We start from the raw sequence: 12,518 nt of genomic DNA, 5'->3' as shown, positions 1-12,518 counted from the left end.
GACCGATATGACCCAATTAAATCTCTGGGACCAACTTATGGTCTATTATTCAGAAAATATGGCTTATATTGTCTATCAATTTGGCCAACATGCCTTAATGGCCATCTACGGGACCCTCTTTGCCATTATCCTGGCCGTCCCGCTCGGTTTCTATATTGCCAAGCAAGACCGCTGGGCCAAGTATGTACTCGGATTTGCGAATATCATCCAAACAGTCCCATCGCTAGCCCTGCTCTCAGTGGTTATGCTGGTTATGGGCCTAGGGGCTAACCTGGTTGTGCTGACAGTCTTTCTTTATTCCCTCCTGCCCATCTTGCGTAATACCTACACAGGGGTTCGCAATATTGATCCTGATATTGTGGATGTTGGCATCGGTATGGGGATGACCAAGCAGCAATTAATCTTTAAGGTCGAGTTCCCCTTAGCCATGCCAGTTATTATGGGAGGCATCCGCAATGCCTTTATCACAGCCATTGGGATTGCTACTATTGGGACCTTTGTGGGGGCTGGTGGCCTAGGCTCCATCCTATCACGCGGGGTTAACGCCTCAGAAGGAACCGCCATTATCCTGGCCGGTGTCATCCCTATTGCCCTCATGTCCATTGTGGCTGACCTACTTATGGGCTGGTTGGAAGGCCGCCTCGACCCGTCACGTAAGTAAGGAGGGAGGACGACCATGTATACCATTGAAGAAGTAAATTTTGCTGGTATTCCCTGCCTGTCCGTTCATCCGGACCAGGCCCAGGCTAACCGGGTCATTATTGGCTACCATGGCTGGACCAATACCAAGGAATCTGTCCTGCCTCAAGCAATTGCTTTTGCCCGCCAAGGCTTCCAGGTCATTTTGCCAGATGCCTACCTACACGGCCAGCGCCGGCCAGCTGGCTACCACTACCAGCCCCAGGTCGACCTCTTGGCCAGCCTAGCCCATAATTGCCAAGAATTTGACCAGTTATCCCAGGCTGTTTTGGCCCACTACCAGGTAGATCAAGTGGCGATTTTTGGCACCTCTATGGGTGGTATGACCGTCAGCCTGATTATAGCGGGCTACCGGGACCGGCTAGCCGCCGCTGTCCAGTACATTGCTGCCCTGGACCTGGAGGCCCAGTTAGACCAACTGAGTCAGGGCAAGCTAGGGGCCAGCATAAAGTCAGACCTGACCCCTGACCAGGCAGCCGACCAAGCCCAGTATTGGGCCTATATTAAGGACCATAACCTGGCCCGGCAAACTAATCAAATCGCCGGCCTTCCCTTTTATATTTATAATGGGGGCCAAGATGACTGGGTTAAAACGGCGATCAACCGCCAGCTGGTGCCGCAAATCAAGCAAGCGATTGACCCTGACCTGGTTGACTTTACCATATTTGAGGACCAGGACCATTGGGTACCCTTCGAAATCATGACCGCCTCAGCGGCCTATATCAGCAAATTTTATTAAATCAAAACAAGCCCACCAGGCACTTCTGCCTAGTGGGCTTATTTATTTGCTATTAGCGAGTTCTCTATTACTTGGCCATTAATTTTTCAAAATCGCCTAAGGCATCATCTTGGTCGCTCCAGGCTGGTAGGTTAGCACCTTGAGAGACTTCCTTGATTTTTTCAGCTGTTTCAGGCTGATGGTAGTGGCGCACCACTGCTTGAATTAATTCTTCTTCCGCCCGATCTTTTTTAACAGCAATAATGTTTTTCTTGGTCGGATCAACCTTGTCTAATTGGTCGGTATCTGAATAAATCGCATCAGCGATTTTAAGACCGGCATCCACAGCGAAATCAGTTCCCGTTAAAATCAAGTCAACATCAGCCAAAGAACGCGGCACCTGACTGGCTTCCATTTCCACAATTTCAATATTCTTCGTATTTTCCACAATATCATCCTTGGTAGGCTCAAAACCAACCGCTGGGTCCAACTTAATGAGGCCCATTGCCTGCAAGGCTAAATAAGCCCGGTTGGCAACAGTCGGTGAATTGGGAATAGCTACTTTAGACCCATCAGGAATTTGACTAACCTGGTCGATATGGTCAGAGAAAACCAGGACCGGTGAAATAAAGGTGTAGGCTAAGGCCGTTAAGTCTTCTTGGCCACCTTCATTATTAAGATAGTCTCTTAGATAGGCAGAGTGTTGGAAGGCATTGAGGTCTAGTTCACCATCTTGCAAGGCCACATTGGGTTGGACATAGTCATTGAAGACCACAATTTCCATATCCGCACCAGTATCCGCCTCAAAGCGGGCTTCTACATCCTCCCAGAGCTCCCGGCCCTGGTCACCAGTCACCCCAACTTTAATCGTTTCCTGGTCATTGCTACCCCCACAAGCAGCCAAAAGACCAGCTGCCGCTAATAATAAACTTAATTTTTTTAACATCAGGCATCCCCCTCTAAAAAGATAGGGCGATTATAGCATATTTTAAGATTTTTTAAAAGTTGATTAAATATTTTTCTAACCCTGACTTTCTCGCCAGCTGGTTTACCCGTCAGAGTTAAGTCAAGCTATCTGCTCAAAAGTCTAGACATTTTTGGAAAAAGGTCTTACAATAGAAAAGATTGTGAAAAAGTTAAAGAAAGAAGGAATTCCATGATTGAGTTGATTGCAACAGCTGAATCACTAGACCAAGCCCGCCAGTTAGTTGACATTGGGGTTGATTATCTGGTTGTCGGTGAAAAAGATTACGGCTTACGTCTACCCGGCTATTTGACCTTTGAAGAAATACAGGCTGCCGTTGACTATGCCCACCAGGCTGGTAAAAAGGTCATCGTGGCTGCCAACGCCATCCTCCACAACGATAAAATTAAAACGGCTAGAGCCTTCCTCAAACAGGTCCAGGCCACTGGGGCTGACCTATTGATGGTAGGAGATACGGGCCTTATCCAAATTCTCAAGGATTCCGAATACCGCATGCCCTATATCTATGACGCAGCGGTCTTAGTAACCAGTCCCGGCCAGGTCAACTTCTGGGCCAAATACGGCGCAGTGGCCTCCCTGGTCGCCCGCGAAGTCCCTTATGCCGAACTGGTTGATATGGCCCAGGCTGCGCAAATCCCCCTTATTGTCCAAACTTATGGGGCTTCTTGTATCCACCAGTCAGGCCGGCTGCTCTTGGATAATTACTTTAACTTTATCGGTAAGGACACCGAGGAACTTGAGGGACGCCAGCTCTTTTTATCAGAACCTAACAAACCGGATACCCACTACTCTGTCTACCAAGACAGCCACGGCACCCATATTTTTGCCAACAATGACCTGGACTTGATCCAACACCTGGACCAATTAACTGAAATCGGCATCAACCACTGGTATAACGATGGTGTCTTGTGTCCGGGCCAAGATTTCGTTGATATTAACCAACTCTTTGTGGAGGCCCGCGACCTGATTGCCCAAGGTTTATGGCATGAGGACCTGGCCCAAGCTTATGACGAGAAATTAGCCGCCCTCCACCCCGCTAACCGGGAATTATCAACCGGTTTCTTCCTTTACGCCAAAGACAAAGTCCAATAACAATAGAAAGGTTGACCCTTGTGACTGAGAAAACTTTAAAAAGACCTGAGCTCTTAGCCCCAGCCGGGACCCTAGAAAAATTAAAAATTGCGATTCATTATGGCGCTGACGCCTGCTATATTGGGGGCGAGGCCTATGGTTTACGGAGCCGGGCCGGTAACTTTGACTATGATGAAATGCGCCAAGCCGTTGACTTTGCCCACCAACATGGTGCTAAAGTTTATGTGGCCTCTAATATGGTCACCCACGTTGGTGATGAGATCGGTTCAGGTGACTTCTTCCGAACCATTCGCGATATCGGTATTGATGCGGTCATTATCTCTGACCCAGCCCTCATGCAAATCTGTGCCAGTCAAGCGCCCGGTCTCGAAATGCACCTGTCTACCCAGCAATCAGCTGTTAACTATGAAACGCTGAATTTCTGGCAAGAAGCTGGCCTGACCCGGTGCGTGTTAGGCCGGGAAGTTTCCATGGCTGAAGTCGCAGAGATCCGCCAAAATACTAGCGTCGAAATCGAGGCCTTTATCCATGGGGCCATGTGTATTTCATACTCAGGCCGGTGCACCTTATCTAACCATATGGCCGACCGTGATGCCAACCGGGGCGGTTGTTGCCAGTCTTGCCGTTGGCGTTATGGCCTCTATGATATGCCAGCTTTAGGGGACAAGCACATGGTTGGTAAGGGTGAAGCAGGTAGTGACATCAAAGAACCCTTCGCCATGTCAGCCGTTGACCTGGCCATGATTCATCATATTCCAGATATTATTAATAATGGTATCGACTCCCTTAAAATTGAAGGCCGGATGAAATCTATCCACTACGTTTCAACGGTCGTTAATGTCTACCGCAAGGCCATTGATGCCTACCTGGCAGACCCAGATAACTATGAAGTAGAACAAGAATGGATTGACGAACTCTGGAAGGCAGCCCAGCGCGAACTAGCTACTGGTTTCTTCTACGGTAAGCCAACTGAAAATGAGCAGCTCTTTGGCAAGCGTCGCCGCCTCCCCCGCTATCAGTTTGTTGGCCAGGTTGTCGACTACGACGAGGCCAGCCAAATCGCAACCATTCAACAGCGCAACAATTTTGGTGTCGGCGACCAGATCGAATTTTACGGTCCCGGCATGCGCCACTTCCAACAAGAACTAACCGCTATGCGGGATGAGGACGGTCAAGCCATCGACCGCGCCCCCCATGCCATGCAGATTGTTACTATGAAGGTAGACCAACCCGTTGAAAAACACGACATGATCCGCAAGCAAGTCTAAAACTAATGATTATGATAGCGCCGGCCCTAGTGGCCGGCGCTTTTTCATTTATTACTGGCAAAGTCCCAGTTCATTCTAAGCTATCTTAAGCCTTAGCTGACTTCAACCACTGCAATATCAATCCGAACCTACTCATCCCAAATCCTGATCAACTACTTGCTAAGCCCCCGCACCACCACAAACAATAAAAGCCAGCCAAGAGCTAGCCTGGCTGGCTGACAAAATACTATATTTACTGGTTTACTAGGCTAGGATACCACCATCTGCGATAAATTCAGATCCAGTTGAGTAGCTGGCATCATCAGAAGCTAAAAATAGCACCAATTTTGAAATTTCCTCTGGCTCAGCCATTCTTTGCAGGGGCACCATACCAACCATTTGCTGGATTTGCTCGTAGGCCTCAGAGTTCTCCACCATTGGCGTCCGGATAATGCCCGGGTGGACTGAGTTAACCCGAACCCCATACCGGGCGAATTCCTTGGCTGCCGCCTTGGTCATGCCACGCACCGCAAACTTACTGTCAGTGTAGGCAATAGCACCACCGTTCAAGCCATTAATCGAAGAAATATTGACAATGGCACCCGAACCGGCCTCCTTCATAGAAGCAATGGTATACTTCATACCCAAGAAGACAGAAACCTGGTTAATCTTGATAACCTGCATATATTCATCTAAACTAGAGTGTTCAGCAGATAGGACCGTCGAGACACCGGCGTTATTAATTAAGATATTAATTGGTCCGAAGGCCGACTCGGTTTCCTTAACCACCGCCTGCCAGTCCGCTTCAGAAGATACATCATGCTTGATAAAGATGGCCACATCACCAAGTTCGTCCGCTAAAGCCTGGCCTTTTTCCGCATCAATATCGGTAATAGCCACCTTAGCCCCTTCTGCAACAAATAAGCGGACGTGGGTCTCCCCCATGCCATTGGCGCCACCTGTAATAATAGCTACCTTACCTGCTAACTTACCCATTAGATCATCTCCTTATAATTAAGCGCTTTCATTTATGGCTTAATTATAACTTATTTAACCAAAATGGCAAGTTAGTTTTCTGATTCAGCTGGATCCTTACCCAAGGCCTTTAATAACTGGGCAAAAGCATCTTCTGATTCAACTGCCTGGTAGCTGGTGCCAACACAAAAGTCACAACCTGCTTGATTGACCTCTTCCATTTTTTTCGCCAAGTTTACTTCTTGATCATTATTTTTTTCGGTCATTTTTCTCATCTCCTAACAATTCTATTATAGCACAGACCCTAATATTGTGAAAAGGCTAGCAAGTTTACCCTGCTAGCCCTTAATCAATTGCCAACTTTATTTAGCGACTAAATCTTTACCTTCATCATAAAATGCTTGCATCTCATCGGCTGGCACCATTGACCCACCAGTTGCCCAAGCAATATGGGTGGCCTGGTCCATCTTGTCTCTTAGATCATACTTGTCTAAGTAGGCTTGGCCGGCTTCAGTCGCAAAGAGCATGGCTGGCCCTGGTGTCCCTGCCAAGGCAGCGGGCTCAAGCGGAATATTTTCAGTATCAATCATAGCGGTTAGGAGTTCTTTTTGGTCTTCTTCAGTAATGGTAATGCCGCCATTGAAGTAATTGTGCATCAATTCAGCCACAAAACCTGACGTTCTTGGGACCGCCAAACCATCCATATTGGTCTTGGCATCCAGGCCAGCATCCGTCACTGAAATACCAGCATATTTTTCAGTCATGACCCCTAATAACATGGACGGCATATGGGTAGGTTGGGCGAAGAAACAGTGGACATGGTCTCCAAAAATTTGTTTAAGACCAAAGCAGATCCCCCCTGGGCTACCCCCAATTCCGCATGGATTAAAGACAAAGAGCGGATGGTCAGCGTCGACCACAATACCGGCTTCATCGAGTTGTTGTTTCAATCGTGACCCGGCTACCGTATAGCCCAGGAACAGGTTAACCGAGTGCTCATCGTCAACAAAATAGGACTTCGGATCAGCATCAGAAGCAGCCCGGCCTTGGTTAACCGCCTCAGTAAAGTTAGTCTTGTGCTCAACCACCTGGATGCCGTGCGAACGTAAGAAGTCTTTCTTCCATTGTTTCGCCTCTTCTGACATATGAATGGTCACCGAGAAGCCAAGTGCTGCCCCCATGACACCAGAAGAAATACCCAAATTACCAGTGGTACCAACCACAATTTCATAGTCTTTAAAGAAATTTTGGAAGTCATCGCTGGCGAACTTACGATAGTCATCATCATAGCCGGTCAATAAGCCAGCTTCCAAGGCCATATCTTCAGCGTGTTTAAGCACCTCATAGATAGCACCCCGAGCCTTGATGGTACCCGCAATCGGTAGGTCATCATCCCGTTTTAAGTAATAGTCCCCTTTAATCTGGGTATCATACTTATCTTCTAAATAGGCCTTGAACTGGTCAGTTTTGCTAATATAGGACTCTATCAAGCCATTATTAGCCTGAGTATCGGGAAAACGGTCGGCGATAAAGGGGGCAAAGCGCGCCAGACGGTCTTCAGCATCCTTAACATCAGCGACTGAATACTGGGAAACTTGGTTGGCCTGGTCAACCCCATGATAGTGGTCATTGATCCAGAAAATGGGTTCATAATTTAATACTTGGGCTAGTTGGGGTTGTTTACTTAGATATTGGTCTAAAGACATATTAATTCCTCCATTAAAAGTTGTTTCAGTTTTATATTAGTAATAATCAACAAGACATTGACCTAATCTTCACGGTGGGCCAGCTCTTGCTTAGTGATAACTGGGTAATTCTTAAAGGCTAGTGAACCTAGGTAGCCAGCAATAATTGATAGCATGATACAGCCCAAACCAGCAATTAAGACTTTAGTAACTGGGTTATAGGCAAACATTACCGCAAAACCGGCAATTGGGGTGGCTGTCCCAGGTGTGTTGTTAATCAGACCCATCAAGGCGACCAACACACCACTAGCTGCCCCGCCAAAGAAGTTGATGGTATAAATGGGAATGGGGTTGGCTGAGGTCACATCGGCCTGAGTCAGAGGTTCAATGGCAAAGGCAATCGTATCCTTGCGCTCACCTAATTTCAGCTTGTGGAAAATCACAAAGTTCATAAAGGATGACCCGAACACCGCCATAGCACCGATAGCCATTGGCGTCCCTGTTAAGCCTAGCATGGCTGTTAAGGCCATAGAAGATAGGGGCGCTGTCGCCACAACCGTAATTACCCCACCCAGAATAATTCCCATAATCACTGGGCTAGATTCTGCCGAAGCAATCAAGATTTCCCCAATCCGCAAGAGGGTTGAATCAACAATCGGACTCATAAAGAGTGCCACCGCCCGAGTCAGAGGCGCACCAACAATAATGATAGTGATCAGGTCTAAGCCTCCCGGTACCTTTTCTTGAATCCACTTCACGAGAAAGGCAACCAGGTAGCCAGCGACGAAGCCTGGCAGGATACCGGTACCAGAGGCTGCTAGACCAATGAGTACTGCGTAACCAGGCTGGACACCAATGGCAATGGCTACTAGGATAGCCGCTGCTACCCCACTTAAGGCGCCATTGGCGGCCCCGACTTCACCAAGAAATTCAATGCCTAGCACTGAACCGAAAAAGGAGTCTTGAAAGGCCTCTACTAAAAACGAAGCACAGGCAGCTGCTGCCAGGGCCCCCATGGCCTTAGCACCATGCGGCGCCTTGTAATTAAATAAAGTGAAAATAGCTAGTACGACAAGTAGCCATACAGTACCCATTAAAATTTCCATTATTACTTCCTACTTTCTTTCATCTTATCTAAGACTAAGTCATTTTAGCAACTGCTTCGATTTCGACCAGGGCATCTTGGGGCAAGCGACCTACTTCATAAGCAGTCCGAATGGGATATGGTGGCGTTAAAATATCCGACATCACCTGGTTAACCACCGCAAAATTTTCTAAATCTGACAGATAAACAGTTACTTTAGTCAGGTCAGCTAAAGCCAGACCTTCTTGGGCCAAAATATTTTTAATATTGGTAAAGGATTGGCGGCATTGGGCTTCAAAGCCTGTTACCAATTGACCACTTTCAGGATCCAGGGGCAGCTGGCCAGACGTGTACAAGTAGTCACCCATCACCGTATAAATTGAATAAGGACCGATTGCCTTGGGTATGTTGCTCATAATTAACCTCCTCGTTTAAGTTAAATTAACTTTATCATGTAAGCGCTACCTAATCAATAATTTATTATCACGATAATAATAATAAGTTATTATAAATTATTCTCATTAAAGAGAAAGCTTGTTAAATCAACGTTAATAAGCCTAGTTTATCTGTTTGATTATACAATTATTGTATTTTAAGCGCTTTTTTGATGATAATTTATTATTACATCTATAAGTACTTATTGTTTTACTGGGGGCTTTGGGTATAATGAATATAATATTTGCTAATGTCAGGAGGGGCCCACATGCCAGATGAAATAATCCAACAATATATTAGCCTCGTTCGTTTCCTAGGTCAGGCTATCGGTGACCAATTTGAATTTGTCCTCCATGCCTTTGATACGGATGGTGATATGTATATCGCTGAAATTATCAACGGCCAGCTCTCAGGACGCAGTAAGGACTCCCCCATCACCCAATTTGCCCTGGATTTAATCAATAATAAAACCTATTTGGACCAGGATTACCTAGTCGACTACAAGACCAAGACGCAACAAGGTAAATTGCTCCAAGGGTCGACTTTCTTTATTAAAAATAACCAGCAAGACCTCTTAGGCATGCTCTGTATCAATATGGACTATAGCAAGCAGTTTGAAATGGCCGACGATATTATCCGTATGCTTAACCTGCCAATCAATATCAGGACCGCTGAAATGGTCGACTCCCGTCCTGAAGCAGAGGACGATTTTGCGGAAGTCTTGTCCGAGAGCCTCCACGATATCATCCTCCAAGTCGTCGGTGCTGACCAACTGAATGAGAACGTGCAGCTAACCCAGGAAGCCCGGGTGGATATTGTTGCCCGCTTAGAAGAACGTGGCGTCTTTCAAATTAAAGGGTCAGTCAGCCAGGTTGCCCAGATTCTGGGTGTATCAGAACCCTCAATCTATCGCTACCGGCGCATGATCCCAAAAAATTAGCCTTAATCAACAAAAGAACCTCGCCTGAAGCCAAATGCTCAAGGCGAGGTTCTTTTGTCTTATTATCTTTTCTAAAACAGGCTAGTCAACCAATCCGCCAGGGGCACTAAGCCAATCGGCACAAAAATAGCTGGAATTTGGTTGGTGACCTTAATATCAGTCGCTTCTAGCATATTTAGACCAAGAGGAATTAAAATTAAGGATCCAGCCGCGGACATCTCAGCAATCACTGGTTCAGTTAAAAGTGGGGCCAACCAAGCTGCTAGTGTCACCAGGCCCCCTTCGTAAATGATAACCGTTAAACTAGCAAAATAAGTACCGATGCCATATGTCGCCCCAAAGACGATACAAGTAATAGCCACAATCACAGCCTTAGCTAACAGTAAACTGTGGTCCCCATGAAGGCCGGAATTCAAAGCGCCCAACACGGTCATAGCGCCGACACAGATCACGATAGAAGCTGTCACAAAACCGTGAGCAAAACTATGGTTAGTGTCAGTCGCTTGCCTGGTAAAACGGGCCTTCAAATGGTCGGCCCCCTGGTTGAGCCGTCCTTCTAAATCAAGCCACTCACCAATCATGGTGCCAATTAAGAGGCTAGCAATCAAGATGACCAAATCCTGGCTATCACTGGCCCCGCTTACCCCAAGATAGGCAATCACGGCACCAATCGCCTTCAGGGAGCCAGCCCGCACCCGGTCAGGGAGAAAATCACCTAGTAATAGGCCGATAGTGGTAAAGATAAAAATCACAGCAATCTCTACCATAACCCCGAAATAAATTGACACAAAAATCCCTCCAAATAAAAAACTAAGCTCTTATTATAGAGCTTAGTTTTTACTTTTTAAAGAAATTGAGCCAGGCTTAGTAAAAACTTATAGGCTAATATTTCTTCATCCACAATTCATCAATATAGTGGTTATCCGTTTTATGGATGATAATATCGGCCCGGTCGCGGGTAGGCAAGATATACTTGTCTAGGTTAACCAAATTAATGGTCTCCCAGATGTTTTTAGCATAGGCCTGGGCTTCAGCGTAGGACATCTTAGCAAAGCGGTAATAATACTCATCAGGCGAATTGGCCTGGTCACGTAGAATATTAAAACGCTCCAAATACCATTTAGCGATCAAGTCGGTATCGGCATCCACATAGATAGACAGGTGGTAAAACTCGGTCATCAGGATATTTTTATTGGCCGGCACCTGGAAGACATTAATCCCCTCGACAATCAGAATCTGAGGATTCTCCAAGACCCGGGACCTACCCGGTACAATATCGTAAATCTCATGAGAATACATGGGATAGCTAATGTTTTGCACATTATTTTTAACATCAGATAAGAACTGAATTAAACGGTCCATATCATAGGACTCAGGAAAACCCTTGCGGCTCATCAAATTATGCTGGCGTAAAATCCGGTTGGGATAAAGAAAGCCATCAGTAGTAACCAAGTCGACTTGAATGTCAGGAAAAGCCTGGGCTAAAAATAGCCGCAACAAACGGGCCGCCGTTGACTTTCCAACTGCAACCGAACCAGAAATACCAATAATAAAGGGGGGCACCTGGTCTTGGATACCCAAAAATTGGTTGCGGCGGTCAGAAAATTGCCAATAATTATGGACATAGAGGCTAACCAGTTGGGTCAAGGGTTGGTAGACTTCCTTAGCATCCTGGAGGCTGATTTCATCATTTAAAGAAACCAAGCGCTGGAGCTGGGCCTCAGTCAAAGACAAGGTCGGTCCCGGTTGATTCTGGTCGCGGTAGGCCGCCCACTGCTGGCGGTCAATAATATGGTAGGCACTGGTATCTAGCACAACAAATCCTCTAACTTTCTATTCTAGATGCCCTGCCCGGTCCTGCCAGGTAAGGGCCACCAAGGCATGCCGGCCTTGGTTAGATTTTATTTCATGGTAGGTCTGGTGACTTTCATCCATTTGGTCATAGGTCAGCACATCTACTTGACTGCCCAGGGCAATCTCACGTTCGTAGGCAATAGACAAGTGGGTCAACTGTTTATTTAGCCACCAGTCCGCACCCAAGCTATTGGTCACCCAATTTAAGTAAACCCCGTTATTGACATGGCGGTTGCCGTCAATATCTAAAAATTGAGCGGTCACCTGGTCAACTTGGTCATTAGCAGTCAAATCCTTGGCCAGGCGTAGACGTTTTACTTTTCTTTTAGCTGGGGCTACTTGATAGGCTTGAATGATATCATCCGGCACCCGGACAACCTTGCGGTCTTTAAGGTCAATCATCGAGAAGGTGGACAGGGCCGTGACCAAGATTTGGCCAGTTTGGTCATAGACCTTAAACTGCCGGTAGGTAAAGAAGGCATTGTAGGTCAAGGCTTCCGTTTCAATAGCGATTTCTTCTCCATAGCGCGGCAGTCGATTAATTTCTAACTGGTGAGCAGTCACCACCCAAGCTAACTGGTTCTGGTCACGAAAAGCCTGTAAACCAGGCAAACTTCGCTCCTGGAAACCGGATGTCATCATCAAACGGTCAAACAAGGCCTTTAAAGTCATCTCTCCTAAGGCATTAACCTGGTCAAAACTGACCACATAACCCTTGGTAAATTTCAAGCCCACAAGCATCCCCCTTGTCTAAACACTACAATTTATGTCTCCTACAATATCATAATTCACGCCAGCTGACAA

General features: G+C 46.6%; 14 protein-coding genes. 5 read left to right on the top strand and 9 right to left on the bottom strand.

All coding sequences use genetic code 11. The features are described 5' to 3' along the window. Window positions 1-7: 7 nt before the first annotated feature. Both AWM75_RS07360 and AWM75_RS07355 read left to right on the top strand, forming a co-directional pair. A complete protein-coding gene (locus AWM75_RS07360; protein ID WP_067980931.1) occupies window positions 8-661 on the top strand; it encodes an ABC transporter permease in 654 nt (217 codons plus the stop codon). 15 nt (window positions 662-676) lie between these two features. Continuing rightward, window positions 677-1,438 (top strand): alpha/beta fold hydrolase, encoded by a 762-nt coding sequence (locus AWM75_RS07355; RefSeq protein WP_067980239.1) that lies wholly within the window; start codon window positions 677-679, stop codon window positions 1,436-1,438. A 67-nt stretch (window positions 1,439-1,505) separates the two neighbouring features. Here AWM75_RS07355 and AWM75_RS07350 read toward each other — a convergent pair whose 3' ends face one another. After that, window positions 1,506-2,363, bottom strand: a complete 858-nt coding sequence (locus AWM75_RS07350; protein WP_067980236.1) for a MetQ/NlpA family ABC transporter substrate-binding protein — start codon at window positions 2,361-2,363, stop codon at window positions 1,506-1,508. A 210-nt stretch (window positions 2,364-2,573) separates the two neighbouring features. On the opposite strand from AWM75_RS07350, the gene AWM75_RS07345 reads away from it, so the two are divergent. Both AWM75_RS07345 and AWM75_RS07340 read left to right on the top strand, forming a co-directional pair. Beyond that, window positions 2,574-3,494 (top strand): peptidase U32 family protein, encoded by a 921-nt coding sequence (locus AWM75_RS07345; RefSeq protein WP_067980234.1) that lies wholly within the window; start codon window positions 2,574-2,576, stop codon window positions 3,492-3,494. 20 nt (window positions 3,495-3,514) lie between these two features. Beyond that, window positions 3,515-4,762, top strand: a complete 1,248-nt coding sequence (locus AWM75_RS07340; RefSeq protein WP_067980231.1) for a peptidase U32 family protein — start codon at window positions 3,515-3,517, stop codon at window positions 4,760-4,762. A 243-nt stretch (window positions 4,763-5,005) separates the two neighbouring features. Here the strand turns inward: AWM75_RS07340 and AWM75_RS07335 are convergent, their stop codons facing one another. From AWM75_RS07335 to AWM75_RS07320, 5 genes are all read right to left on the bottom strand, one after another. Further along, entirely contained in the window at window positions 5,006-5,737 is a 732-nt protein-coding gene (locus AWM75_RS07335; RefSeq protein WP_067980227.1) for a glucose 1-dehydrogenase, read from the bottom strand. A 71-nt stretch (window positions 5,738-5,808) separates the two neighbouring features. Beyond that, window positions 5,809-5,982, bottom strand: coding sequence for a hypothetical protein (locus tag AWM75_RS08760; protein WP_158320175.1), 174 nt, complete (start codon window positions 5,980-5,982; stop codon window positions 5,809-5,811). 96 nt (window positions 5,983-6,078) lie between these two features. Further along, window positions 6,079-7,422 (bottom strand): D-serine ammonia-lyase, encoded by a 1,344-nt coding sequence (locus tag AWM75_RS07330; RefSeq protein WP_067980223.1) that lies wholly within the window; start codon window positions 7,420-7,422, stop codon window positions 6,079-6,081. A 62-nt stretch (window positions 7,423-7,484) separates the two neighbouring features. After that, complete coding sequence (locus AWM75_RS07325) at window positions 7,485-8,507, bottom strand: PTS sugar transporter subunit IIC (RefSeq protein WP_067980220.1); 1,023 nt, start codon at window positions 8,505-8,507, stop codon at window positions 7,485-7,487. A gap of 34 nt (window positions 8,508-8,541) precedes the next feature. Beyond that, window positions 8,542-8,901 (bottom strand): Rid family detoxifying hydrolase, encoded by a 360-nt coding sequence (locus AWM75_RS07320; protein ID WP_067980217.1) that lies wholly within the window; start codon window positions 8,899-8,901, stop codon window positions 8,542-8,544. Window positions 8,902-9,188: 287 nt separating this feature from the next. Between AWM75_RS07320 and AWM75_RS07315 the strand changes: the two genes are divergently transcribed. Next, a complete protein-coding gene (locus AWM75_RS07315) occupies window positions 9,189-9,860 on the top strand; it encodes a helix-turn-helix transcriptional regulator (protein WP_067980214.1) in 672 nt (223 codons plus the stop codon). A gap of 71 nt (window positions 9,861-9,931) precedes the next feature. Here the strand turns inward: AWM75_RS07315 and AWM75_RS07310 are convergent, their stop codons facing one another. The 3 genes from AWM75_RS07310 to AWM75_RS07300 form a co-directional block, all read right to left on the bottom strand. Continuing rightward, window positions 9,932-10,648 (bottom strand): DUF554 domain-containing protein, encoded by a 717-nt coding sequence (locus AWM75_RS07310; protein WP_067980211.1) that lies wholly within the window; start codon window positions 10,646-10,648, stop codon window positions 9,932-9,934. A gap of 94 nt (window positions 10,649-10,742) precedes the next feature. Further along, complete coding sequence (coaA, locus tag AWM75_RS07305; RefSeq protein ID WP_067980206.1) at window positions 10,743-11,675, bottom strand: type I pantothenate kinase; 933 nt, start codon at window positions 11,673-11,675, stop codon at window positions 10,743-10,745. A gap of 18 nt (window positions 11,676-11,693) precedes the next feature. After that, window positions 11,694-12,449, bottom strand: coding sequence for an acyl-[acyl-carrier-protein] thioesterase (locus tag AWM75_RS07300; protein ID WP_067980203.1), 756 nt, complete (start codon window positions 12,447-12,449; stop codon window positions 11,694-11,696). Window positions 12,450-12,518: the final 69 nt, after the last annotated feature.

Origin of the sequence: Aerococcus urinaehominis, assembly GCF_001543245.1 — a bacterium.
In the GTDB taxonomy this organism is placed as follows: Bacteria; Bacillota; Bacilli; order Lactobacillales; family Aerococcaceae; genus Aerococcus; species Aerococcus urinaehominis.
This window is presented reverse-complemented; position numbering and strand designations above follow the sequence as displayed.

Bases quoted from the DNA above. Each gene is read 5' to 3' on its own strand.
- AWM75_RS07330 (WP_067980223.1), bottom strand. From the start codon at position 7,422: ATGTCTTTAGACCAATATCTAAGTAAACAACCCCAACTAGCCCAAGTA.
- AWM75_RS07360 (WP_067980931.1), top strand. From the start codon at position 8: ATGACCCAATTAAATCTCTGGGACCAACTTATGGTCTATTATTCAGAA.
- AWM75_RS07345 (WP_067980234.1), top strand. From the start codon at position 2,574: ATGATTGAGTTGATTGCAACAGCTGAATCACTAGACCAAGCCCGCCAG.
- AWM75_RS07355 (WP_067980239.1), top strand. From the start codon at position 677: ATGTATACCATTGAAGAAGTAAATTTTGCTGGTATTCCCTGCCTGTCC.
- AWM75_RS08760 (WP_158320175.1), bottom strand. From the start codon at position 5,982: ATGACCGAAAAAAATAATGATCAAGAAGTAAACTTGGCGAAAAAAATG.
- AWM75_RS07350 (WP_067980236.1), bottom strand. From the start codon at position 2,363: ATGTTAAAAAAATTAAGTTTATTATTAGCGGCAGCTGGTCTTTTGGCT.
- AWM75_RS07325 (WP_067980220.1), bottom strand. From the start codon at position 8,507: ATGGAAATTTTAATGGGTACTGTATGGCTACTTGTCGTACTAGCTATT.
- AWM75_RS07335 (WP_067980227.1), bottom strand. From the start codon at position 5,737: ATGGGTAAGTTAGCAGGTAAGGTAGCTATTATTACAGGTGGCGCCAAT.
- AWM75_RS07320 (WP_067980217.1), bottom strand. From the start codon at position 8,901: ATGAGCAACATACCCAAGGCAATCGGTCCTTATTCAATTTATACGGTG.
- AWM75_RS07315 (WP_067980214.1), top strand. From the start codon at position 9,189: ATGCCAGATGAAATAATCCAACAATATATTAGCCTCGTTCGTTTCCTA.